This is a genomic window from Brevundimonas sp., from assembly GCF_035935935.1.
GTDB lineage: Bacteria > Pseudomonadota > Alphaproteobacteria > Caulobacterales > Caulobacteraceae > Brevundimonas.
Genome location: NZ_DASYWO010000003.1, coordinates 172614 through 195522, shown reverse-complemented (window position 1 = coordinate 195522; position 22909 = coordinate 172614). Strand labels below are relative to the sequence as shown.

The 22909-nt window shown below is 69.9% G+C and carries 18 protein-coding genes, 1 tRNA gene and 1 riboswitch; of the genes, 13 read left to right on the top strand and 6 right to left on the bottom strand.

Annotation, left to right across the window (positions count from 1 at the left end; all coding sequences use genetic code 11):
* Positions 1–29 precede the first annotated feature (29 nt).
* Positions 30–1466 (top strand): phosphomannomutase/phosphoglucomutase, encoded by a 1437-nt coding sequence (locus VGR32_RS02915; RefSeq protein ID WP_327447868.1) that lies wholly within the window; start codon positions 30–32, stop codon positions 1464–1466.
* Positions 1467–1505: 39 nt separating this feature from the next.
* A complete protein-coding gene (locus VGR32_RS02910; RefSeq protein ID WP_327447866.1) occupies positions 1506–2804 on the top strand; it encodes an FAD/NAD(P)-binding protein in 1299 nt (432 codons plus the stop codon).
* Here VGR32_RS02910 and glmM read toward each other — a convergent pair.
* On the bottom strand, positions 2801–4153 hold the full coding sequence (gene glmM / locus VGR32_RS02905; protein WP_327447864.1) for a phosphoglucosamine mutase: 1353 nt from the start codon (positions 4151–4153) through the stop codon (positions 2801–2803). The two genes, VGR32_RS02910 and glmM, sit on opposite strands and share 4 nt — an antisense overlap.
* A gap of 264 nt (positions 4154–4417) precedes the next feature.
* Between glmM and VGR32_RS02900 the strand changes: the two genes are divergently transcribed.
* The 4 genes from VGR32_RS02900 to VGR32_RS02885 all read left to right on the top strand — a co-directional run bounded on the left by VGR32_RS02900 (position 4418) and on the right by VGR32_RS02885 (position 9844).
* Entirely contained in the window at positions 4418–5314 is an 897-nt protein-coding gene (locus VGR32_RS02900) for an FkbM family methyltransferase (RefSeq protein WP_327447862.1), read from the top strand.
* Between the two features lie 176 nt (positions 5315–5490).
* The gene (glmS, locus tag VGR32_RS02895; RefSeq protein ID WP_327447860.1) at positions 5491–7305 is read left to right on the top strand and encodes a glutamine--fructose-6-phosphate transaminase (isomerizing); all 1815 of its coding nucleotides are present in this window, start codon (positions 5491–5493) and stop codon (positions 7303–7305) included.
* 56 nt (positions 7306–7361) lie between these two features.
* Positions 7362–8243, top strand: a complete 882-nt coding sequence (galU, locus tag VGR32_RS02890; protein ID WP_327447858.1) for a UTP--glucose-1-phosphate uridylyltransferase GalU — start codon at positions 7362–7364, stop codon at positions 8241–8243.
* Between the two features lie 50 nt (positions 8244–8293).
* Entirely contained in the window at positions 8294–9844 is a 1551-nt protein-coding gene (locus tag VGR32_RS02885; RefSeq protein ID WP_327447856.1) for a carboxylesterase/lipase family protein, read from the top strand.
* Between the two features lie 4 nt (positions 9845–9848).
* On the opposite strand, the gene VGR32_RS02880 is transcribed toward VGR32_RS02885, so the two are convergent.
* Positions 9849–10901 carry a ribonucleotide-diphosphate reductase subunit beta gene (locus VGR32_RS02880; protein ID WP_327447854.1) on the bottom strand — a complete coding sequence of 351 codons (1053 nt, stop codon included), beginning with the start codon at positions 10899–10901 and terminating at the stop codon, positions 9849–9851.
* Positions 10902–11144: 243 nt separating this feature from the next.
* On the opposite strand from VGR32_RS02880, the gene VGR32_RS02875 reads away from it, so the two are divergent.
* Positions 11145–11801, top strand: a complete 657-nt coding sequence (locus VGR32_RS02875; RefSeq protein WP_327447853.1) for a glutathione S-transferase family protein — start codon at positions 11145–11147, stop codon at positions 11799–11801.
* Here VGR32_RS02875 and VGR32_RS02870 read toward each other — a convergent pair.
* Positions 11798–13918, bottom strand: a complete 2121-nt coding sequence (locus VGR32_RS02870; RefSeq protein WP_327447852.1) for a response regulator — start codon at positions 13916–13918, stop codon at positions 11798–11800. The two genes, VGR32_RS02875 and VGR32_RS02870, sit on opposite strands and share 4 nt — an antisense overlap.
* Before the next feature lie 131 nt (positions 13919–14049).
* Here VGR32_RS02870 and VGR32_RS02865 point away from each other — a divergent pair, with 131 nt between their 5' ends.
* The gene (locus VGR32_RS02865; RefSeq protein ID WP_327447848.1) at positions 14050–14829 is read left to right on the top strand and encodes a hypothetical protein; all 780 of its coding nucleotides are present in this window, start codon (positions 14050–14052) and stop codon (positions 14827–14829) included.
* A gap of 2 nt (positions 14830–14831) precedes the next feature.
* A complete protein-coding gene (locus VGR32_RS02860) occupies positions 14832–15635 on the top strand; it encodes a metallophosphoesterase family protein (RefSeq protein ID WP_327447846.1) in 804 nt (267 codons plus the stop codon).
* On the opposite strand, the gene VGR32_RS02855 is transcribed toward VGR32_RS02860, so the two are convergent.
* Both VGR32_RS02855 and VGR32_RS02850 read right to left on the bottom strand, forming a co-directional pair.
* The gene (locus VGR32_RS02855; RefSeq protein ID WP_327447844.1) at positions 15632–16195 is read right to left on the bottom strand and encodes a TMEM165/GDT1 family protein; all 564 of its coding nucleotides are present in this window, start codon (positions 16193–16195) and stop codon (positions 15632–15634) included. The two genes, VGR32_RS02860 and VGR32_RS02855, sit on opposite strands and share 4 nt — an antisense overlap.
* Positions 16196–16328: 133 nt before the next feature.
* Positions 16329–16488: riboswitch (yybP-ykoY riboswitch) on the bottom strand.
* A gap of 4 nt (positions 16489–16492) precedes the next feature.
* A complete protein-coding gene (locus VGR32_RS02850; protein WP_327447843.1) occupies positions 16493–17233 on the bottom strand; it encodes a phosphatase PAP2 family protein in 741 nt (246 codons plus the stop codon).
* 259 nt (positions 17234–17492) lie between these two features.
* Here VGR32_RS02850 and VGR32_RS02845 point away from each other — a divergent pair, with 259 nt between their 5' ends.
* On the top strand, positions 17493–19376 hold the full coding sequence (locus VGR32_RS02845) for a ribonucleoside-diphosphate reductase subunit alpha (RefSeq protein ID WP_327447841.1): 1884 nt from the start codon (positions 17493–17495) through the stop codon (positions 19374–19376).
* A 127-nt stretch (positions 19377–19503) separates the two neighbouring features.
* Positions 19504–20361: a lipid A-modifier LpxR family protein gene (locus VGR32_RS02840; RefSeq protein ID WP_327447839.1), complete on the top strand. Its 858-nt coding sequence runs from the start codon at positions 19504–19506 to the stop codon at positions 20359–20361.
* 4 nt (positions 20362–20365) lie between these two features.
* Here VGR32_RS02840 and VGR32_RS02835 read toward each other — a convergent pair whose 3' ends face one another.
* Positions 20366–22108: a gamma-glutamyltransferase family protein gene (locus VGR32_RS02835; RefSeq protein WP_327447837.1), complete on the bottom strand. Its 1743-nt coding sequence runs from the start codon at positions 22106–22108 to the stop codon at positions 20366–20368.
* Positions 22109–22191: 83 nt separating this feature from the next.
* Here VGR32_RS02835 and VGR32_RS02830 point away from each other — a divergent pair, with 83 nt between their 5' ends.
* Both VGR32_RS02830 and VGR32_RS02825 read left to right on the top strand, forming a co-directional pair.
* Complete coding sequence (locus VGR32_RS02830; RefSeq protein WP_327447835.1) at positions 22192–22743, top strand: hypothetical protein; 552 nt, start codon at positions 22192–22194, stop codon at positions 22741–22743.
* A gap of 82 nt (positions 22744–22825) precedes the next feature.
* A tRNA-Arg gene (locus tag VGR32_RS02825) sits at positions 22826–22902 on the top strand.
* The last annotated feature ends 7 nt before the right edge of the window (positions 22903–22909 follow it).

Genomic DNA, 22909 nt, shown 5'->3' with positions numbered 1-22909 from the left:
CGGTCGCCGGGCCTGATTAGGCCTGACGCATGCTGCACCCCACCGGTTTCCGCGAGTACGACGCCCGCTGGCTGTGGGGCGACCAGGTCGACGCCGACGGCTTGCGGGTCCTGGGTCGGGCGTTCGCCACGCTGGCGCGCAGGCGCGGCGTGTCGCGGACGGTCGTGGGTCACGACTGGCGGGCCTATTCCGAAGCCGTGAAGGCGGCCCTGATCGAGGGACTGGTCGAGGGCGGGCTGACGGTGCTGGACGTCGGCCTGTGCCTGACGCCGATGGCCTATTTCGCGCAGACCTGGCTGGACGCGCCGGGCGTGGCCATGGTCACGGCCAGCCACAATCCGAACGGCTGGACCGGGGTGAAGATGGGTCTCGAGCCGCCCCTCACCTTCGGGCCGGACGACATGGCGGCGCTGAAGTCGCTGGCGCTGGGCGGAGGCGGTGAGCGGGCTTCGGGCGGTTCGGTCGAGCGCGTCGAAGGGTTGGCGCAGGCGTGGATCGCCGATCTGGCTTCGCGGGTCCGGTTGGATCGTCCGCTGAAGGTCGTGTGCGCCGCGGGCAACGGCACCGCCGGCGCCTTCGCCCCCGACGCGCTGCGGGCCATGGGCGCGGAGGTGATCGAAATGGACTGCCATCTGGACTGGAGCTTTCCGCGCTACGATCCGAACCCGGAAGATCGTGCCATGCTGACGGAACTCAGCCGACGGGTGGTGGAGACGGGCGCCGATCTGGGGCTGGGGTTCGACGGCGACGGCGACCGCTGCGGCGTAGTGGACGAGCGGGGCGAGCCGATCTTCGCGGACAAGATGGGCCTGCTGCTGGCCCGGGGTCTGGCGCCCGATCATCCCGGCGCGCGGTTCGTGGTGGACGTGAAGTCGACGGGCCTGTTCGACGCCGACCCCGTGCTGGCGGCGCACGGCTGCACCGTCGACTGGTGGATGACGGGCCACAGCCACATGAAGCGGCGGGTCGCGGCCACCGGGGCCCTGATGGGGTTCGAGAAGTCCGGGCATTTCTTCCCCGCCCCGCCTCTCGGCCGCGGTTATGACGACGGCGTCGCGACGGCCGGTCTGGTCATGGACCTGGTGGCGCGTTCCGGAAGAGCGCTGTCCGAGTTGCGCGCCGATCTGGCGCCGGCATGGACAAGTCTGACCATGAGCCCGCATTGCCCCGACGAGGCCAAGTACGAGGTGGTGGCCCGCCTGACGGCCGGATTCGAGGCCGATCGCGCCGCGGGGCGCGAAATTCTCGGTCGCCGCATCGTCGACGTCGTCACGATCAACGGCACCCGGGTGAAGCTGGAGGACGGCTCCTGGCTGCTGGTCCGGGCCTCGTCGAACAAGCCGGAACTGGTCGTGGTGGTCGAAAGCCTGCGGTCGGAAGAGGACATGCGCGCCCTGTTCCACGACGGCGTGAAGCCGCGGCTGGCCGATCACCCGGAAGTCGGCGCCTTCAATCAGGAAGTCTGATCCTTTGACCGCCGCGTCCCGGCCGTCCATGGAGTCCGCGTGACCCCGGCTCCCATCCTGATCGTCGGCGGAGGCTTCTCCGGCGCCATGCTGGCCGCGCGGCTGGCCGAGTTCGGGCAGGCGTCGGTCGTGATCGACCGGACGGGCCGGTTCGGTCGCGGGGTCGCCTATTCGACCGGGTTCGACGGGCACGTGCTGAACGTGCGCTCGGCCCGGATGAGCGCGGTCGAAGGGCGTCCCGACGACTTCGTGGAGTGGCTGCGGGCGCAGGCGCCGGAGCACGCCGACCCGCAGGGGTTCGCGCCACGTCGGCTGTACGGACTTTATCTGTCGGACCGTCTGGCCTCCGTGGAGGCGACGCGTCCCGGCCTTGTGGCGAAAGTCGAGGGCCGCGTCGTTGCGATCGACGGCGCCACCGCGGTGCTGGAGGACGGCCGCCGCATCGATGGGCGGGCGGTGGTGCTGGCCACGGGCAATCCGCCGCCGCAGACGGCAGGCGCCGCGTCCGAACGCGTCGTCCGCGATCCGTGGGCGCCGGGGGCTCTGGACGCCGTCGGACCCGGCGAAACGATCGTGGCCATCGGAGCCGGCCTGACCATGGTGGACGTCGCGCTGGCGCTGGAGGCACGGGGGTGGGTCGGCCACATGCGGGCCTTCTCGCTGCGGGGCCTTCTCCCGCGCAGCCACGAGGAGACCCCGGGGCCTGCGGCGCCCGCGACGGCGGGGATGTTGACGGGCCCCCTGTCGGCCCGGCTGAGGGCGGGCCGGCAGCGCGCGCGGGACCACGACTGGCGCGCCGTCATGGAGGGGCTGAGGCCGATCACGTCCGAGCTGTGGCGGGCGGCAGAGGTCGGAATGCGGTCGCGGTTCTTCCGCCATCTCCGGCCGTGGTGGGACGTCCACCGCCACCGCATCGCGCCGCACGTGGCCGCGCGGGTCGACGCCATGCTCGCAGAGGGGCGCCTGACCGTGACCGCGGCGCGCGTGACCGGGGTTGCGGCGGGCCGCGAGGGGGTCGACGTCGCGTATCTGCCGCCGCGTGCGGAAGCGCCGCAGACTCTGGTCGTCGACCGGGTGATCGACTGCTCGGGACCCGGACATGCGCCCGGGCGCGACCCGCTTATGGCGCCGCTGCTCGCCTCCGGGCGGGCGCGGCTGGATCAGCTGGGACTGGGACTGGATCTGGACGACGGCGGGCGGGTGATGACCGTGGACGGTACTTCCGATCCGGCGCTGTTCGTCCTGGGTCCGCCGGCGCGCGCCGCATTCTGGGAAACCGTCGCCGTGCCGGACATCCGCAAGCAGATCGAGGACGTGGCGGCGGCGCTGACGGCCTAGCCCGCCGCCTTCACCGCGGCGGCGACCTGATCGACCATCTTCTTCACCAGCGCCTCGTCGTCGCCCTCGGCCATGACGCGGATCAGCTTTTCCGTGCCGGAGGGCCGGACCAGCAGGCGGCCGCCGGCGGCGGTCAGGGTGGCCTCCGCGTCGGCCATGGCGGCCTTGACCTTCGCGTCCTCAAGCGGCTTGCCCGCGGCGTAGCGGACGTTGACCAGCTTCTGCGGCACGGGCTCGAACTGGCGCGCGAGGTCGCTCATCCTGCGGCCTGAGGCGACCAGCACGGCCAGCACCTGCAGGGCGCTCATCAGGCCGTCGCCGGTGGTGGCGTGGTCATGCAGGATGATGTGGCCGGACTGCTCGCCGCCGACGTTGAAGCCGCCCTCGCGCATCCGCTCCATGACGTAGCGGTCGCCGACCTTGGTGCGCTCCAGAGACAGGCCGGCCGCCGCCAACGCCCGCTCCAGACCGAGGTTGGACATGACGGTGGCGACCACGCCGCCGCCGACTAGGAGACCGCGCTGGGCCCAGTCCAGCGCGACGAGGGCCATGATCTGGTCGCCGTCGACGACCTGGCCCTTCTCGTCGCAGATGATGACCCGGTCCGCGTCGCCGTCCAGCGCGATGCCGACGTCGGCGCGGTGCAGGCGAACGCTCTCGGCCAGTTGGTCGGGATGGGTGGAGCCGCACTCGGCGTTGATGTTCACGCCGTTCGGTTCGACCCCGATCTCGAAGACCTCGGCGCCCAGTTCGTACAGGGCGGTGGGGGCGACCTTGTAGGCGGCGCCGTTGGCGCAATCGACCACGATCCTCAGTCCACTGAGGTTCAGGCTCTTGGGGAAGCTGGCCTTGGCGATCTCGACGTAACGGGCCTGCGCGTCATCGATGCGCTTGACGCGCCCAAGCTTGTCCGGCGGGGCCAGGCCCTCGCCCAGCGCCTGATCCATCATCGATTCGATCTTCAGCTCGACCTGGTCGGACAGCTTGTAGCCGTCGGGGCCGAACAGCTTGATGCCGTTGTCGGCATAGTTGTTGTGACTGGCCGAGATCATCACGCCGATGTCGGCGCGCATCGACCGGGTCATCATGGCCACGCCCGGCGTCGGCAGCGGGCCGAACAGGCGCACGTCCATGCCCGCCGAGGCGAAGCCGGCCACCAGCGCCGGCTCGATCATGTAGCCGGACAGGCGCGTGTCCTTGCCGATGACCACCAGATGGCGGCGATCGTCCGAAGACATGAACAGACGCCCGGCGGCCAGCCCGACGCGCAGCGCCACCTCGGGCGTCATCGGATGGCTGTTCGCCCGGCCGCGGATGCCGTCCGTGCCGAAATATCGTCTGTCGCCCACTGCAGTCCTCCCGTTCGCCGTCATGCGCCCGAAGCCCTGCGCCCGGCGCACGGCCCCTCCCGCGCGAGGGATTCAACGCTGTTCCACGCCTTGTGCGCCCGATGAAGTCAAGGCCCGTCCGCCGCGTCGCCAACCTGCGCGCCTTCCGGATGACGGCCGCCGCGGACGACGCCGACCATTGCGATCGATCGGCAACCTTGTCATCTGACATGCTGGGGAAGACGTCGCGCGGCGCGAGCCGCATGCGGACTGAGGGGGCGATCGATGAAGACCTTATGGGCGAAGACGCAAACGGACACGGTGTCCCGTTTCGTGAACCTGAAGATGGCCGATCGCGTCACGCGGCGGTCCGACCGCCTGCTGGCCTTGCGCAAGAACCGCCAGATGGCGGTCTTCGCCAACTCCTACATCGGAGTCCTGGTCAACCAGTTCGGCTATTTCGAACATGAGGATCTGGAAACCCTGTTCGACTGGCTCTCGCCGCTGCACACGACGTTTCGGCAGGGCGTCGCGCTCGACATCGGGGCCAACATCGGCAACCACGCCATGTGGTTCTCCGACCATTTCAGCCACGTGCACGCGTTCGAACCGAACCCGCGGACCTATGGCTTGCTGGCGTTCAACGCGGCGCCGCTGCCGGGGGTGACCACGCACCAGATGGGGCTGGGCGATCAGAAGGGGGAACTGACGCTCAGCGCCGACGTGCTGCATCCCGAGGTCTCCTCCCTGAGGCTCGGAACGCCCGGATTGGCCGACCAGATCATGGTCCGGGTCGAGACGCTGGACGATCTGACGCTGGAGCGCAAAGAGGACGTCTGTTTCATCAAGATCGACGTCGAGGGCTTTGAGGAGCAGGTCCTTCGGGGCGGCAGGGCGACGATCGCTTCGACCCAGCCGCTGATCGTCATGGAGCAGCACGGATCGGAGTTTTCCGACGGCGCCTCGCCTTCCACCCGACTGCTCGAAGAGATGGGGTACAAGTTCGCGTGGGAGCACCGCAAACCGCTGTCGTCGAACTGGCTGGGGCGACGTCTGGCGGAGATTCAGGAAATGGTCGCCGGACGGCGATGCGCCTACGTGACGAGCGCGCGCATTCCCGCGGTCAACTACACCATGCTGGTGGCCGTGCCTCCGCGGTTCCAGGAACTTCTGGGCATCTGAGTTCCCGCATTGGCGGCGCGTGACCGGCACGACGGCGTGGAAATCTTGCGTAATGACTTTTCAGTCGTCACGCGCTCAGGCTTCCCCTATCGGCGGACGCGTCGGCGATCCGGCGGGCCGGCGGCTCGCTCGTCGCCGGGACACCAAGGCTGGAACGCTCGAGGCGAGGCGAAGACATGTGCGGCATCATCGGCGTGACGGGCATCGGCCCGGCGACCCCCCGGCTGATCGACAGCCTCAAGCGGCTGGAATACCGCGGCTATGACTCCGCCGGGGTCGCCGCGGTCGTGGACGGGCGCGTCGAGCGTCGTCGCGCCAAGGGCAAGATCCGCGAACTGGAAGCCGTGCTGGCGGCCGATCCGCTGGACGCCACCGTGGGCATCGGCCACACGCGCTGGGCCACGCACGGCGCGCCGACCACCGCCAACGCCCACCCGCACAAGGCCGGACGCGTCACGCTGGTGCACAACGGCATCATCGAGAATTTCGCCGAGCTGAAGGCCGATCTGGCCGCCCACGGACGAACCTTCGAGAGCCAGACCGACACCGAGGTGGTGGCCCACCTGCTGGATGCCGAACTGGCCACGACCAACGATCCGCTGCTCGCGTTCAAATCCGTTCTGGACCGGCTGACCGGCGCCTATGCGCTGGCCGTGCTGATCGACGGCGAGGATGGGCTGATCCTGGGTGCGCGTCGCGGCAGCCCGCTGGTGGTCGGCTGGGGCGAAGGCGAGATGTATCTGGGCTCCGACGCCCTGGCGGTCGGCCCGTTCACGACCTCGATCAGTTATCTGGAAGAGGGCGACTACGTCGCGCTGGACCGCTCCGGCGCGCGGATGTTCGACGTCTCGGGCGCGCCGGTCGAGCGTGCTGTGGTGCAGGTGTCCGGGTCGTCCGCCATGGTCGAGAAGGGCGAGTACCGCCACTTCATGCTCAAGGAGATCCACGAGCAGCCCGACAGCGTGCAGCGGACCCTGTCGGAATACCTCGACTTCGTGAACGGGCGGGCCAAGCCGTCGGCGATCGACTTCGCCGCCGTGGACCGGATCCAGGTCGTGGCCTGCGGAACGGCCTTCTACGCGGCGCAGATCGGCCGCTACGCCTTCGAGCGTCTGGCCGGCCTGCCCTGCGACGTCGAGATCGCGTCGGAATTCCGCTACCGCCGCCCGGCGGTCACCAAGGGCACGCTGGCGGTCGCCGTCAGCCAGTCCGGCGAGACGGCCGACACCCTGGCGTCGCTGACGTGGTGCAAGGCGCAGGGTCTGCGGACCGCGGCCCTGGTCAACGTTCACACCTCGTCGATGGCCCGGGAAGCCGCCGTGCTGTGGCCCACGCATGCGGGACCGGAGATCGGCGTCGCCTCGACCAAGGCCTTCACCGCTCAGGTCGCAGCCCTGCTGGCGCTGGCCGTGACGGCCGGGGTGCAGCGCGGCAAGATCGCCGCGGCGGAGGAGGCCGAACTGATCCAGGCCCTGTTCGAAAGCCCCCGCCTGATCGCCGAGGCCATGGGCATGGACGCCGCCCTGCGTGAGGTCGCGCTGGACCTGTCCAAGGCCACGGACGTGCTGTTCCTCGGCCGCGGGGCCATGTTCCCGCTGGCCATGGAAGGCGCTCTGAAGCTGAAGGAGATCAGCTACATCCACGCCGAGGGCTATGCCGCCGGCGAGCTGAAGCACGGTCCGATCGCCCTGATCGACGAGGCGACTCCGACCGTGGCCCTGGCGCCGCTGGACGACGTGTTCGAAAAGACGGCGTCGAACCTGCAGGAGGTCGCCGCGCGGGGTGGGCCGGTCATCATGATCGCACCGGCCGACGCGCCCGAGCCGCACGGCGCCGGCATCCGGCGGGTCGACGCGCCGGCCTGTCATTCGCTGGTCGCGCCGCTGGTCCACGCCGTGGCGATCCAGCTGCTGGCCTATTACACGGCGGTCCAGAAGGGCACCGACGTCGACCAGCCGCGCAATCTGGCCAAGTCCGTCACGGTGGAGTGATCGCCTGGCGCGCCTGATGCGTTAGGGTGGCCGACCTTCACCGTTCAGGAACCGCCATGACGACCGCTCCCCGCCGCCTGCGCAAGGCCGTGCTTCCCGTCGCCGGGTTGGGCACGCGCGTGCTGCCCGGCACCAAGACCACGCCCAAGGAGCTGCTGAACGTCGTCGACCGGCCGATCCTGTCCTACATCGTCGAAGAGGCGCGGGAGGCGGGGATCGAGCACATCGTCTTCGTCACCGGTCGGGCCAAGCAGGCGATCGAGGATTATTTCGACCATCAGATCGAGCTCGAAGCCCAGCTGGAGGCCAAGGGCAAGATGGACGTCCTGCAGATGATGAACGCCGAACTGGCCGAGGCCGGCGAGATGAGCTTCACCCGGCAGATGCAGCCCAAGGGGCTGGGCCACGCCGTGTGGTGCGCCCGCGACATCGTCGGCGACGAGCCGTTCGCCGTCATCCTGCCGGACGTGATCGTGGACTCGCGACCGGGCGCCCTGAAGCAGCTGGCCGACGTCTACGCGGAGGTCGGCGGCAACGTCATCGGCGTGGAGCAGGTGCCGGAAACCGAGACCCACAAGTACGGCATCATCGATCCGGACGGCGAGGCCTCGGGCGCGCGCATCCGCATGAAAGGGATGGTGGAGAAGCCGCCGCGCGGCGAGGCGCCGTCCACCCTGTCGATTTCCGGCCGCTACATCCTGCAGCCGGAAATCTTCGACATCCTGGCCACGCAGGAGCGCGGCGCGGGCGGGGAAATCCAGTTGACGGACGGCATGGCCCGGCTGATGCGCGACCAGACCTTCACCGCGGTGAAGTATGAGGGCGTCACGCACGACTGCGGCGACAAGATCGGCCTGCTGCGCGCCAACGTGGCGCTGGCGCTGAAGCGGCCGGACCTCGGCGAGGCCGCGCGCGCGGCGATCCAGGGCCTGCTCTGACCTTAAAGGAAGGGCTGGGCCGGGGCGCGTCGCCCTGTCATGGTCGAGCCATGACACCGGTGACCACGCGGCGGGACTTGGTGATGGCGGCGGCGGCGCTGCCCCTGACCGGCCGCGCGGGGACGCGGTCCGATCCGGTGATCGTCACCGACTACGGGATCGTGCGCGGGGTTCTGCGCGACGGCGTGTCGACGTTTCTCGGCATCCCCTACGGCCAGGCGGCGCGCTTCGAGGGGCCGACGCCGCCGGCGCGGTGGCGCGAGCCCTTCGTCGCCGACCGCTTCGGCCCGGCCAGTCCGCAGCGTGGGAGCGAGCCGGACCAGTCGGAGGACTGTCTGCGCTTGAACGTCTGGACGCCCGGAACCGGCGACGGGCGACGACCGGTGCTGGTCTATGTCCACGGCGGCGCCTATTCGACGGGCTCGGGATCCAGTCCGCTGACGGACGGGACGCGGCTGGCGGCGCGCGGCGACGTCGTGGTCGTGACGCTGAACCATCGGTTGGGGCCGCTCGGCTACGCCTATCTGGACCGTCTGGCGCCCGGCTTCCGCCACACCGGCAATCTGGGCCAGCTGGACCTGATCCGGGCGCTGGAGTGGGTGCGGGCGCATGCGGCGCGGTTCGGCGGCGATCCGGACCGGGTCACGGTCTTCGGCCAGTCGGGCGGCGGGGCCAAGATCGCCACGCTCATGGCCACCCCAGCCGCGACGGGGCTGTTCCACCGCGTCCTGACCATGAGTGGACAGCAGGTGACGGCGTCCGGACCGCTGAACGCCACGCGGCGGGCGGACGTCTGGCTGGAAGCGCTCGGCCTGACGCGCGACCGGGCAGGCGAAGCGCGGATCCTGCCGGTCGAGCGCCTGATCGAGGCCGCCGGCGCGACCGACCCCATCCTCGGCGGTTCGCTCTACTTCGGGCCGGTGATGGACGGGCTGAGCCTGTCGCGGCACCCCTTCTGGCCCGACGCCCCGGCCCTGTCGGCGCACATTCCGATGATCATCGGCAACACGCGCGAGGAGACCCTGGCATTCCTCGGGAATGACCCGGCCAATCAGGGGCTGACGTGGGACGTTCTGCCCTCGCGCCTGACGCCGGCGCAGATGCGCATCGACGTCGCGCCCGAGGCGGTGGTGGCGTGGTACCGCGAGCACCATCCGCGGCTGTCGCCGGACGAGGTCCTGATCCGGGCCACCACGGCGGGCCGCAGCTGGCGCGCCGCCGTGATCGAGGCCGAGGCGCGGGCGGCGCAGGGCTCTCCCGCCCGGGTCTATCAGCTGGACTGGCCCGCGCGGATGCCGTCGGGCCGGACCGGCGCGTACCACACCTCCGACATCCCGCTGATGTTCGACACCCTGTCCGCGCCCGGTTCCGGCGCGATCGGACCCGAGGCCCAGGGCATGGCGGACCTGATGAGCGACATGCTGATCCGCTACGCCCGCACCGGATCGCCGGACGGACCGGGGATGCCGACGTGGATCCCCTATTCGCTCGAGCGGCGCGAGACGATGATCCTCGAGGTGCCGCCGCGAATGGAGAGCGACCCCCGCGGCGACGAACGCGCCTTCTTCGCCCGCATCCCCTACGTCCAGCCGGGAACGTGAGCCGTCAGACCTCCTCGGTCTCCGTCGCGCGTTTCTTCATCAGGGCGTCGAAGCTGTCCCAGACGCCGTCGGCGCCGTGCCAGGCGCCCTTGGTGGCGGCCTTGGAGTATTCGGTCGCGCGGGCCTCGAAGAAATTGGCGTGCTCGACGCCCGAAAGCAGGGCCTGCAGCCACGGCAGGGGATTGTCGCGGACGCCGCCGTACAGTTCCGGCAGCTGCAGCTGCCGCAGGCGCCAGTCGGCGATGAAGCGGATGTAGGCCTTGATGTCGTCCGGGGTCATGCCGTTCACCGGGCCCTGTTCGAAGGCGAGGTCGATGAACTTGTCCTCCATCGTCACCACGGTCTCGCAGCACTGGACGATGTCGTCGGCGACCGCCCTGGTGACCGCGCCGGTCTCCTTGTTGAAGGCGTGGTACAGCTTGATGATGCCCTCGCAGTGCAGGCTTTCGTCGCGCACCGACCAGCTGACGATCTGGCCCATGCCCTTCATCTTGTTCTGACGCGGGAAGTTCATCAGCATGGCGAACGAAGCGAACAGCTGAAGCCCCTCGGCGAAGCCGCCGAACATGGCCAGCGTCCGGCAGATGTCGGCGTCGGTCTCGACCCCGAACTGGCCCATGTAGTCGTGCTTGTCCCGCATGGCCTCGTATTCCATGAAGGCGCCGAACTCGGCCTCGGGCATGCCGATGGTCTCGAGCAGCAGGGCGTAGGCCGCGATGTGGATGGTCTCCATGTTGGCGAACGACGCCAGCATCATCTTGACCTCGGTCGGTTTGAACACCCGACCGTAGCGCTCCATGTAGTTGTCCTGGACCTCAATGTCGGCCTGGGTGAAGAAGCGGAAGATCTGGGTCAGCAGGTTGCGTTCGCCGTCGTTCAGATTGACGGCCCAGTCCTTCATGTCCTCGCCCAGCGGCACCTCCTCGGGCATCCAGTGGACCTGCTGCTGCTTCTTCCACATGTCGAAGGCCCACGGGTAGCGGAACGGCTTGTAGGCGGCCGAGGGCGTCAGCAGGCCGGGGACCTTGAGCGACGAGGACGGGACGTGCGCGTTCATGCGGGGGACTCGGCGATTCTGGAGCGACGGATCGAGTGTTCACCATGCGGGCGAACCGGTCCGGCGCCAAGCCGAAATACGGCTATTTTGCGATCACTTTTTCCAGGACCCCTAGATGTGGTGTGCCGAGCGGAGGTTCCTGTGGGCCGCGTGGGGACGGATCAGGGCGGTTTGTTCGAACCTGCAAAGAACTCGGGAACGCCGACGCGCACGCCGCGCTAGCGTGGCTTCAGGAGAGTTCGCATGACCTATGTCGTCTACGGCGCCGTCGGCTCCGGCTCCGTCCCGGTCGAGGCGGCGCTGACCCTGATCGGGGCGCCTTTTCGCGTCGAGGAGATCGTCACCTACGCCTCGGAAGAGGAGCGGGCGCGCATGGCCCCGCACAATCCCATGCGGCAGGTGCCCGTGCTGGTGACGCCGGACGGCGAGACGATAACGGAAAGCGCGGCGATCCTGCTGTGGCTGAGCGAACAGCATCCCGAGGCCGGGCTGGCGCCGCCGCCGGGAGATCCGCGCCGGGGGCAGTTCCTGCGCTGGATGGCCTTCATCCCTGCAGAAATCTATTCGATGTACTGGGTCCGCGACGTGCCCTCGCGGCTGGTGGGCGACGACGCGGCGGCGCAGGTCGAGATCGACCGGCGCACGCTGGAGCGCATCGCGTGGTGCTGGGGCGTGATGGAGGCGCAGACCGATCCGGGCCGCTTCATCCTGGGCGACGATCTGACGGTGCTGGACCTCTACATGGCGGTGGTCAGCCGCTGGCGGCCGCTGCGCCGACGGTTTCATGAGGTCGCGCCGCGGCTGGGGGAGGTGGCGCGACGCGTCGACGCCCTGCCGGCGCTGCGGGCTTTCTGGGCCAGGCGGTTCCCGTTCGAGGGCGACTACGCCGACCCGGCCTAGGCCGCGGCGCGGGCGTCCGCGCCGTATCCGCCCGACAGGGCGCGGGTCACCGTCGTCAACAGGGCGGCCTGGTTGATCGGCTTGGCCATGTGGGCGTCCATGCCCGCGGCCAGACAGCGGGCCACGTCCTCGGGCATGGCGTCGGCCGTCATGGCGACGATGGGCAGATCGGCCAGATGCGGCACGGCACGCAGGCGGCGGGTGGCCTCCAGTCCGTCCATGCCCGGCATGCGCACGTCCATCAGGACGAGGTCGTACGGCTCTGCGGAGGCCGCCGACACCGCCTCGTGCCCGTCCGTCGCCTCGGCCACGTCGCAGCCGAAGGCGGCCAGCATGACCCGCGCGACCTCGCGGTTGGTCGGGTGGTCGTCGACCACCAGCACGCGGGGCGCACGGCCGGCGTCTTCAGGCGCGGTTTCGGGGGCGGCGGCCGGCAAGGCGTCCGCCAGCCGTTCCATGGGCAGCGCCAGCCTGAAGGTCGATCCCGCGGCCGAGCTGTCCAGATCGACGCGGCCGTCCATGCGCGCGACGTGGCGACCGACGAGGGCGAGGCCGAGCCCGGCGCCCTGCTGGGCGCGGGTGGTCGAATCGTCGACCTGCACGAAGGCGTCGAACAGGGCGGGCCGCGCCGCGTCGGGCACGCCCGGCCCGGTGTCGGACACCGTGACCACCAGCGCCCGGCCGACGAGGTCGAGCCCCACCCGCACCTCGCCCGCCGGCGTGAACTTGACCGCATTGGAGACCAGGTGGTGCACGACCTGCCGGAGCCGCCGCCGGTCCAGGCGGCCGCGCATGAGGTCGGCGGTTCGGTCGTCGAGCCGCAAAGCAAGGCCCTTGGCCTCGGCGGCGTCGTGGCTGGCGGCCATGGCCTCGGCGATCACCTCCGCAGGTGAGACGGCCTCCAGGTGCAGGGCGTCGTCGCCGTGGGCGAAGTCCAGCACGTCCTCGACCAGCATGCGCAGGCCCTCGGCCGAGGTGCGGATGCGGGCGACCTGCGCCCGCGCGTCGGCGGGCAGGTCCGACCGGGTCCCGAGCAGGTCGGCGAAGCCCGCCACGCCGTTCAGGGGCGTGCGCATCTCGTGGCTCATCATGGCGAGAAAGCGCGAGCGGCACTCGGCGGCGTGCTCGGCCCGGCGGCGCGCTTCCTGCGCGGCAAGCGTGCGGGCGCGCAGGTCGGCCTCCAGCCGGCGGCGCTCGGTGACCACGGTGCTGATGGGAAGCACGAAGACCACGGCGCTGAGCAGGAAGGCGTTCAGCACCGACAGGCGGCGCAGGATGACCGGGGCCCCGGCCAGCACGGGATCGGCGGACAGCTGCGTCAACTGGATCGGGCCGTGGCCCATCAGGGTCAGCGCGGCGCTGATGGCGGCGGTCAGAAGCAGGGCCGCCGCGGCCATGGGCGGCGACAGGCGAAGGGCCACCAGGGCCAGCGGCAGGAAGACCAGAAACAGGATCGGGCTGCCGGACTGGGCGAAGACGGCGAGGGCGACGGCCGCGGTCAGGCCGACGAGGGCCGCGGCCTCGCGCCGCGAGGCCCGACTGGCCCCGCGGAACCGGTGCGCGCGGGCGAACATGAGCAGCGCCGGCGTCACCAGCAGGACGCCGAGGATTTCGACGCCGAGGTAGGTCTGGATGAAGAACAGCAGCATGGACGGCTGCATCGGATTCTGGATTTGCATCAGGCCGATGGCCACGACGGCCGACAGGACGGCCGCCGGCAGGGTGGCCAGCAGGGCGAACCGCGCCAGCCGGGCCGGGCGGCGCATGTCCAGCGCCGCGCCGCAGAACCGGCGCGCCAGAACCGCGACCACCATGGCCATGCCGAGGTTCAGCACCGCGTTCAGCCAGACGAACACCCCGGGGTCGCCACGGAAGACGTTGCTGACCAGATTGGCCGCGAAGCAGACCAGCACGACCGGGATCGCCTGCCGTCGATGCAGCTGCAGGAGAGCGGCGGCCATGATGCCGTTCGAGACCCAGATCGCCACGGAGCCGAACTCGGCCCGCGACCAGGCTCCGACGGCCAGAGACGCCGCGAACATCGCCAGATAGGCCCAGGCCGGCGGGCCCGCCACGCGACCGGCCTCATGCCTGAACAGACGCCACCGACCCTTCATGGACCGGACCTCCCCAACGCCACTGCCGAAGAGGTCTAGCGCGGACGCGTAAACAATCGGTCCACAGGCCGCCGGGCCGGAACCGGGGTTCAGGCGGAGCCGTTCCCCCTGCCTCGCATCCTGAGGGTTCAATGTCCGACACCGTGGTCGATCCCAGCTTTCATCCGCCGGAAGACGCGGTGGAATTCTATGAGGAGAGCCTGCGTCTGCTGAAGGAGTCGGGCATTCCCTTCCTGCTGTCCGGGACCTATGCCGTGACGGCCTACACCGGCATCCGCCGCCCGACGAAGGATCTCGACGTCTTCTGCAAGCCCGGCGACTACCCGCGCATCCTCGCGTTCTTCCAGGCGCGCGGTTATCGCACCGACGTCGAGGACGAGCGCTGGATCGCCAAGGTCTGGAAGGACGACAAGCACTTCTTCGACGTCATCTTCGCCATGTCGAACGGCACCATCGCCGTCAACGACAGCTGGTTCGGCGACGACACGATCGAGGTCTACGGTCACCGCGTGACCATCACGCCGCCGACGGCGCTGATCCTGTCGAAGGTCTTCATCCAGGACCGCTATCGCTACGACGGCGCCGACGTGAACCATGTCATCCTGAAACAGGCGGACGCCATCGACTGGAAGAGCCTGCTCGATCAGATGGACCTGTACTGGGAGGTGCTGATGGCGCACCTGCTGAACTTCCGCTTCGCCTATCCGACCGAGCGCGGCCGGGTGCCCAGCTGGGTGATGACCGAGCTGACCGAGCGGCTGCGGGCCCAGGTCGATCTGCCGGCGCCGCGGGTGAAGGTGTGCCGCGGCCGCCTGTTCAGCCCGCGCGACTACATCTCCGACGTGGCCGAGTGGGGCTTCGGCGACGTGGTCGGCAAGGGTCTGGAAGAGCGTCACGACCCGGTGCACTGAGCATGACCGATCCCGTCGTCCCCATTCCGCCCGCCAATCAGGACGCGGCCCCGCAGACGCCGCAGCCGGGGCTGGAGCCCGGTCCGCGCAAGGCGCTGCGCGTCGCGGCGGTCGGCGACCTTCACGTGGGCGAGAACCACGACAGGCCCCATCGCGAACTGTTCGAGCGAGTGCATGAAGACGCCGACGTCCTGTGCCTCGCCGGCGACCTGACCAATTTCGGCAAGACCCGCGAGGTCGAGATCCTGCTGGAGGATCTGAGGGCCTGCCGCATCCCCATGGTCGGGGTGCTGGGCAATCACGAGCACGAATGCGGTCAGCCCGACCACGTCCGCGCGCTGCTGTGCGACGCGGGGGTGAAGGTGCTGGACGGCGGCCGCGCCTATGAGATCGAGGGCGTGGGCTTCGCCGGGGGAAAGGGCTTCGTCGGCGGCTTCGGCCGCTACATGCTGAGCCCGTTCGGCGAAACGGAGATCAAGCGGTTCGTGCAGGAGGCGGTGGACGACGCCAACCTGATCGAGAACTCGATCCGCACCCTGCGGACGGAGCGGTCGGTGGTGGTGCTGCACTATTCGCCGGTGGTCGACACCGTGTTGGGCGAGCCGCCCGAAATCCACGCCTTCCTCGGCTCGTCGCGTCTGGGCGAGACCATCGACCGGTACGACAACGTCTCGCTGGTGGTTCACGGACATGCCCATCGCGGCGCGCCCGAGGGCAGGACCAACAAGGGCGTGCCCGTCTACAACGTCGCCCTGCCGGTGCTGCGGACGCTTGGGGACACGCCCTACCGCGTGTTCGAGGTCTAGCCCGCGATCAGCATCCAGAGGCCGGTGGCGATGAAGCCCAGGGCGGCCGCCAGCCGGATCCATTTCAGCGGCAGGCGCTTGGCCAGCGCCTCGCCCAGCAGAACCGCGGGCACGTTGGCGATCATCATGCCGAGGGTGGAACCCAGCAGGACGGGGACCAGCGCCTCGAACCGCGCGGCCAGAAGCGCGGTGGCGATCTGGGTCTTGTCGCCGATCTCTAGCACGAAGAAGGCGGCGGCGGTGGTCAGGAAGACCCCGACGAACGTCTTCTCGTCGGCGTCGGTGCGCTCGTCGAGCTTGTCCGGGATCAGCGCCCAGGCGCCGAAGCCGAGGAAGGCGAGCCCGACCGCCCACCTCAGGTGATCTCCGTCCATGAAGCGCGCCAGCACCGCCCCCGCCACGGCGGCGAAGGCGTGATTCAGCACGGTGGCGGCGAAGATGCCCAGGATGATCGGCGCGGGCCGGCGCCAGGCCGCGGCGAGGACGATCGCCAGCAGCATGGTCTTGTCGCCGATCTCGGCGACAATCACCAGACCGGTGGAAACGAGGAAGGCGTCCAAGGGACGTCACCGAATGCGCGGGGGGCCGACGGAGGACCAGCGACTTCGCAGCCAGGCCCCCGCGTGGAAGCGCCCTGCGAAGTCAGCGGTCTTGCCTTTTCTTGTGGTCCTAACGCTAGCCACGCGGTGGCTCGCTGCTTGAGGACGGGCGATCCGCCCTCAAGTAGGTCCGCGCCGCGCGCGGACCGATAGGGCCACTAGAAAGTCGCGCCATTCCCTCCGGGCGAGGGAAAGCATGTTGACGCGGACCCCGCATGAGACGCTGCGGGCGGCTACTCCCCGATGACGGCGGGCGCTTTAGCGCGGGGAGGGATCGTCGTGCAAGCCCGACAGACGCGCGGCCTGGCGCCGCTCCACGGCATAGCTGATCAGCCACAGCGCCATCGCCCACGCCGCGCCGGCGCACCAGCCGGCGATCACGTCCGAGGCCCAGTGCGCCCCCAGATAGACGCGCGTCAGGCCGATGAGCAGGGCGATGGTCAGGGCCCAGCCGAGGGCGAAGGCCTTGAAGCGGCGCTGTCGAAACGCGCGGGTCAGCATGACGCCCAGCGTCAGGTAGAAGACCGTCGAAAGCAGGGCGTGCCCGGACGGAAAGCTGGCGTTGATCGTCTCGACCGCCTGATAATCCGCCGGGGGACGGGCGCGGCCGAAGACCGACTTCAACCCCTCGCTCAGCGCCACGCCGCCCGCCAGGCCGACGACCAGAATCAGCGCCGACAGCCGCTTGCGCTGCATGATCAGGAAGATGATCGCGATCAGGGCGAACAGCGTCAGGACCGAGATGCCTCCCAGCGAGGTCAGGTCCGCCGCCGCCTCCTCCAGCCACCACGGCCCGCGGGCGTTTCCGGGCGCCGGCTGCAGCCAGGTCAGGACGGCCATGTCGAAGGCCTGGCCGTCGGCCTCCGTGGCGTCGTCTGCGACTTCCACGAAGGTCATGACGCCGAGCGTCACGATCAGCAGCGCCGCGAGGGCGGCGATCTCCGAACGGGCCACGCGCAGGGCGCGACGCAGGAAGGTGGCGATCTGGACTTCGGTCATGGCCGCCTTCAACGGCCACGCTTGGCGGCCGTTCCCGATCACGCGCTCGTGATGTCCGGCGTCACGCCTCCGTCGCGCCCCGTCCACAGGCTCATCCCCCGCCGCGACGACGATTCGCCCAGAAAGTGATCGTCAAGCCCGTTGACGGCCCGTTCACCATCTGCGCCCCATATGTGGGTTCGGGAAGCGCTTCGCCCACTAGATGATGTGGTCGAGACGCGGGTGGCTTGGCATCAAATCTGTTCGGGGCGGTGATGAAATGGCTGGCGGCGAAGCTGTGAAGACGGTGGAATTCCAGACGGTTGCGGAGGCCGGTTCGGCCCCTCGCCCGCAGCTGTCGGTCGTGCCCTCGATCCAGCTGGATCGCAGCCGTGACGCCCTGCTGACCGACTTCGGCAAGAAGACGCTGGAGGACCGCTATCTGCTGAAGGGCGAGTCCTATCAGGACATGTTCGCCCGGGTCGCCACCGCCTTCGCCGACGACGCCGACCACGCCCAGCGCGTCTACGACTACATGTCGAAGCTGTGGTTCATGCCCGCCACGCCGGTGCTTTCGAACGGCGGTGCGGATCGCGGCCTGCCCATCAGCTGCTTCCTGAACGCCGTGGGCGACAGCCTGGACGGCATCCAGAACGTCTGGAACGAGAACGTGGCGCTGGCGTCGAACGGCGGCGGCATCGGCACCTACTGGGGCGGCGTCCGCTCGATCGGCGAGAAGGTGAAGGGCGCGGGCCAGACCAGCGGCATCATCCCCTTCATCCGCGTGATGGACTCGCTGACGCTGGCGATCTCGCAGGGGTCGCTCCGCCGCGGTTCGGCCGCCGTCTACCTCGACGTGCACCACCCGGAGATCGAGGAGTTCCTGGAGATCCGCAAGCCGTCGGGCGACTTCAACCGCAAGTCCTTGAACCTGCACCACGGCATCAACATCACCGACGCCTTCATGGAGGCCGTGCGCGACGGCAAGACCTTCGACCTGGTCTCGCCCAAGAACCAGGAGGTGATGAAGACCGTCGACGCCCGCGCCCTGTGGCAGAAGATTCTCGAGATCCGGCTGCAGACGGGCGAGCCCTATCTGATCTTCTCCGACACGGTGAACCGGCAGATGCCGCAGCACCAGAAGGACCTCGGTCTCAAGGTCAAGCAGTCCAACCTGTGCGCCGAGATCATGCTGCACACGGGCCGCGACCATCTCGGCATCGACCGCACCGCCGTGTGCTGCCTGTCGTCCGTGAATGCCGAGAAATTCCTCGAGTGGCGCGAGGAGCCGATGTTCGTCGAGGACCTGATGCGGTTCCTCGACAACGTGCTGGAGGACTTCATCCGCCGCGCCCCGCCGGCCATGAAGGCGGCGGTCTATTCGGCCATGCGCGAGCGCTCGGTGGGTCTGGGCCTCATGGGCTTCCACTCCTTCCTGCAGTCGCAGGGCGTGGCCTTCGAAAGCGCCATGGCCAAGTCGTGGAATATGCGTCTGTTCAAGCACCTGCGCCGCGAGGCCGACAAGGCCAGCCGCGTGCTGGCCGAGGAGAAGGGCCCCTGCGAGGACGCGCGCGAGCGCGGGGTCATGGAGCGGTTCAGCCACAAGCTGGCCATCGCCCCGACCGCCTCGATCTCGATCATCTGCGGCGGCACCTCGGCCGGCATCGAGCCGATCCCGGCCAACATCTACACCCACAAGACGCTGTCGGGCTCGTTCGCGGTCAAGAACCCGTATCTGGAGGAGCTGCTCGAGGGCAAAGGCCTGAACACCGAGACGGTGTGGTCGTCCATCCTCGAAAACGAGGGCTCGGTGCAGCATCTCGACGGCCTGACCGACGACGAGAAATCGGTGTTCAAGACCGCCTTCGAACTGGACCAGCGCTGGCTGGTGGACCTGGCGTCGGACCGCGCGCCCGAAATCTGTCAGGCCCAGTCGCTGAACCTCTTCATCCCCGGCGACGTCGACAAGTGGGACCTGCACATGCTGCACTGGTCGGCGTGGGAGCGGGGCGTGAAGTCGCTGTATTACCTGCGGTCAAAATCAGTTCAGCGCGCGGCTTTCGCCGGCGCCGAGGACAAGCAGGAGGCGGAGGTCGATCCGAACCAGCCCGACCTCTTCTCGGCCGCGCGCACCGATTACGACGAGTGTCTCGCCTGTCAGTAGGCGGACGACCGGAACCTTCGCGGCACGGCGCCCGTTCGATGGCCGGATGACGTCGCGAATTCGGCGTTGGCCTTGCGGGGCTGCCTGGGGCAGAGTGCGTGGCTGACGACGGTTTGAGGGGACCGGGATGCGTTGGACCATGGCAGGATGCCGGATCGCGGGGAGCGCCGTCACGGCGGCGCTGTGCCTCGTCGCCGGCGCGGCCGCGGCCCAGACCTCCATCCGCCAGACCTGGGGCGACGGCGGTGACGCCACGTCGCGCCTGAACCGGGCGCCCGCCGCGGCGCTGGCGTCCAGCGCCGGCTTCGCCGAACCCGGCCCATCCTCGACGCGCGTGCTTAGCCAGCCGGACTCGCCCTGGGTCGCCGTGCAGCGCGACGTGTGGGTGGAAGGCGAGGGCGCCACGGACCGGTTCCGTCTGACCCGCTCCGGTCACCTGCAGCGGGTCGACGGCTCGCCGCTGCCGCCCGGGCCGATGGATGCGGCCATGCTGGATGCCGAAGCCTATGACCTGACCTACACCCGAGGCTGGCCGACCGCGATCGCACGCACGGAGTCCGGGCTGGAGGTGTCGCTGACGCCCCACGCCGGCATCGGCGTCGGGTCGCGCGGCGGCTCGGCCGAGGCGGGCGCGACGCTGAAGATCGGCAACGACCTCGAACGCATGGTTCCGGACGGGTCCGAGGCGTTCGGCGACCGTCCGCGCTGGTACGTCTACGCCGCGGGCTCGGGCCGCGCGGTCGGCTACAACTTCGCCCGCACCCGCGACGGCAACTTCTCGCGCTCCGGCGTCAGCCACGATTCCGGGGCCTTCATCGGCGACGCCTCCCTGGGCGTGGCCATGCGGCAGGGGCCGGTCCACGGCTCCGTGGGCCTGGTCTATCGCGAGGTCGAGGTCGAGGGCGTGCGCTTCGGCGACGGCGTCGACACGGACGTCAGCGAGGGCCTGCTGGCCTTCCAGCTGTCGATCAAGCCGGAGTGGTGAGGGGCTAGTAGGCCACCACGCCCTCGCGCCGGTCGTCGGCGCCGCCGTCCCAGCCCCAGCCGCCGCCCGGCCCGCGCCGCCAGATCGCGCCGTGCAGGCCCGAGTTCTCGCTGGTGTTCGGCCTGATCTCGATTCCGCGTTCGCCCAGCGCCGCGCGCAGTCCGGGCGAAAACCGGTCGGCGTCGGCGCCGAAGCCGTCGCCCCTCGCCACCAGATTGGGCAGGTCGAAGGCCTCCTGCATCGGCAGGCCCCAGTCCAGCACGGCCACCAGGGCCTTGACGTTATAGGCCAGGATCGACGTCCCGCCGGGCGATCCCAATGCCGCGACGAAGCGGCCGTTCATGTCCAGCACGATGACCGGCGACATGGAGCTGCGCGGACGCTTGCCGGGCGCGACGGCGTTGGCGGCGGGCAATCCGTCCTCACGCAGCGGCTCGAAGGAAAAGTCGGTCAGCTGGTTGTTCAGGAAGAACCCCGCCGCCATCCGGCCCGAGCCGAACACGCTTTCGACCGTGGTCGTCATGCTGACGACGTCGCCCTGCGCGTCGACCACGACGAAGTGGCTGGTGCCCGACGGCTCCTGCGTGGAATCGAAGCCGCGGATGACGCCGCCGGGCGGCCGGCCGGCCTCGGCCGCGCCGGTCAGGGTCAGGGCCAGCGCCGCGCGGTCCGCGACATAGCCTTCGTCCAGCATCCCCTGCACCGGCACGCCGGTGAAGGCCGGATCGCCGACGTACCGGTCGCGGTCCGCGTACATCACGCGCTGCAGCTGGGCGAAGGTGACCCACGCCTCGACGCTGTCGGGGCCTTCCAGAATGGCGGGCACGGTCTCGGCCATGCCGAGGAACTGCAGCACGGCCACGCCCGACGAGGGCGGCGGCGGCACGCAGACCAGATACAGGCGATACGGCCGGCACAGCGCGCCGCGCTCCCTGGGCTCATAGCTCGCCAGATCCGCCGCGCTCAGCGATCCTGGACGCGGCTGGGCGCCCACGGCGGTCAGGATTTCCGCCGCGATCCAGCCTTCGTACAGGGCGTCCGGCCCGCCGGCGGCCAGCTCCGCCACCGTCTGCGCATAGGCGGGGTTCTTCAACACGTCCCCCGCGACGACGCGGCTTCCGTCCGGCCTGGTGAAATAGGCTTCGGCCCACGGCGTTCCGCCCTGCCCGCTGCGCGAGGCGGCGAAGCCGGCCAGGCGCGGCGAGACGACGAAGCCGTCGCGCGCCAGACGTCCGGCGTCGTCGAACAGGGCGCTCCAGGCCAACCGGCCGTGCTTCGCATGCGCCATGCCCAGCATCGCCACGGCCCCCGGCACGCCGGTGGACCGCCCGGACAGCACGGCGTCGCGGAAGTTCAGCGGCCGACCGTTCTCGTAGAACAGCTCCGGCGTCGCCGCCGCGGGCGCCGTCTCGCGCCCGTCGAAGCTGGTGATGTCGCCCGTCTCCGCGTCATAGTGCATCATGAATGCGCCGCCGCCGAGGCCGGAGGACTGGGGCTCCACAAGTCCCAGCACGGCCTGGACCGCCACGGCGGCGTCGACGGCCGAGCCGCCTTCCCGCAGAACCTTCATCCCGGCCTCGACCGCAAGCGGATTGGCGGCGGAGACGAACGGTCCCCGCGCCGGCGGCGGGGCCGGAACCGCGGAGGTCGAGGGCGCGGTCCCCGGCGCCGCGCCGCAGCCGCCCGCCGTCAGCAGGAGCGCCGAGGCGAGGGTGAGCAGGGCGCGGCGGGCAGGGCTGGAGATCATGCGGTCAGACCTAGGTCACGGGGCCGCTTGCGCCAACCCCGCATGCCGTGCCTCATGGCGGCGAACTTCTGGGGAGACACATCATGATCCACCCGATTGCCGCCGCCCTCGCCCTGACGTCCGCCCTCGCCCTGGCCCTGCCGGCCGCCGCCCAGACCGCGCCGGCCGCGACCCAGCCCGCCGCCGCCCTGCCGGCCCCGAACCCGGCCGACGTCGAGTCCCTCGACGGCATCATGGCCGCCCTCTACGACGTCATCTCCGGCCCGGCGGGTCCGCGCGACTGGGACCGCTTCAACGGCCTGTTCCTGCCGGGCGCGGTGATGGGCGGGGCCGGCCCGGCCCGGGACGGCGTCTCGCGCCTGCGCGTCGGCGGCACGGCCGACTATGCCCGCAACTCTGGCGCCTATTTCATGGACCACGCCTTCTTCGAGAAGGAGGTCGGCCGCAAGGTTCAGGAGTGGGGACCCCTGACCCAGGTGCTCAGCGCGTATGAGACCCGCGAGACCGCCGACGGCCCCGTGGTGCAGAGCGGCGTCAACTCCGTCACCCTGTTCCATGACGGCAGGCGCTGGTGGATCAGCTCCATCACCTGGGCCACCTCGTCCGACGAAAGGCCCATGCCGACGGGATGGTGAGCCGGCCGAAAACCGTTCGGGCACGGCTTGCCATGTCGCGCCCGAACCGTTAGACGACCGCCCTCGCCGTTCGCGGCCGCGCGCACCCGTAGCTCAGCTGGATAGAGCACCAGACTACGAATCTGGGGGTCAGGAGTTCGAATCTCTTCGGGTGCGCCATTTCTCC

Excerpts from the sequence above, each read along its gene's own strand:
- VGR32_RS02870 (WP_327447852.1), bottom strand. The coding sequence starts at position 13,918 with ATGAAGGGTCGGTGGCGTCTGTTCAGGCATGAGGCCGGTCGCGTGGCG.
- VGR32_RS02850 (WP_327447843.1), bottom strand. The coding sequence starts at position 17,233 with ATGACCGAAGTCCAGATCGCCACCTTCCTGCGTCGCGCCCTGCGCGTG.
- VGR32_RS02860 (WP_327447846.1), top strand. The coding sequence starts at position 14,832 with ATGACCGATCCCGTCGTCCCCATTCCGCCCGCCAATCAGGACGCGGCC.
- VGR32_RS02835 (WP_327447837.1), bottom strand. The coding sequence starts at position 22,108 with ATGATCTCCAGCCCTGCCCGCCGCGCCCTGCTCACCCTCGCCTCGGCG.
- VGR32_RS02865 (WP_327447848.1), top strand. The coding sequence starts at position 14,050 with ATGTCCGACACCGTGGTCGATCCCAGCTTTCATCCGCCGGAAGACGCG.
- glmS (WP_327447860.1), top strand. The coding sequence starts at position 5,491 with ATGTGCGGCATCATCGGCGTGACGGGCATCGGCCCGGCGACCCCCCGG.
- VGR32_RS02830 (WP_327447835.1), top strand. The coding sequence starts at position 22,192 with ATGATCCACCCGATTGCCGCCGCCCTCGCCCTGACGTCCGCCCTCGCC.
- VGR32_RS02900 (WP_327447862.1), top strand. The coding sequence starts at position 4,418 with ATGAAGACCTTATGGGCGAAGACGCAAACGGACACGGTGTCCCGTTTC.
- VGR32_RS02840 (WP_327447839.1), top strand. The coding sequence starts at position 19,504 with ATGCGTTGGACCATGGCAGGATGCCGGATCGCGGGGAGCGCCGTCACG.
- VGR32_RS02875 (WP_327447853.1), top strand. The coding sequence starts at position 11,145 with ATGACCTATGTCGTCTACGGCGCCGTCGGCTCCGGCTCCGTCCCGGTC.
- VGR32_RS02915 (WP_327447868.1), top strand. The coding sequence starts at position 30 with ATGCTGCACCCCACCGGTTTCCGCGAGTACGACGCCCGCTGGCTGTGG.
- galU (WP_327447858.1), top strand. The coding sequence starts at position 7,362 with ATGACGACCGCTCCCCGCCGCCTGCGCAAGGCCGTGCTTCCCGTCGCC.
- VGR32_RS02880 (WP_327447854.1), bottom strand. The coding sequence starts at position 10,901 with ATGAACGCGCACGTCCCGTCCTCGTCGCTCAAGGTCCCCGGCCTGCTG.
- VGR32_RS02885 (WP_327447856.1), top strand. The coding sequence starts at position 8,294 with ATGACACCGGTGACCACGCGGCGGGACTTGGTGATGGCGGCGGCGGCG.
- VGR32_RS02845 (WP_327447841.1), top strand. The coding sequence starts at position 17,493 with ATGGCTGGCGGCGAAGCTGTGAAGACGGTGGAATTCCAGACGGTTGCG.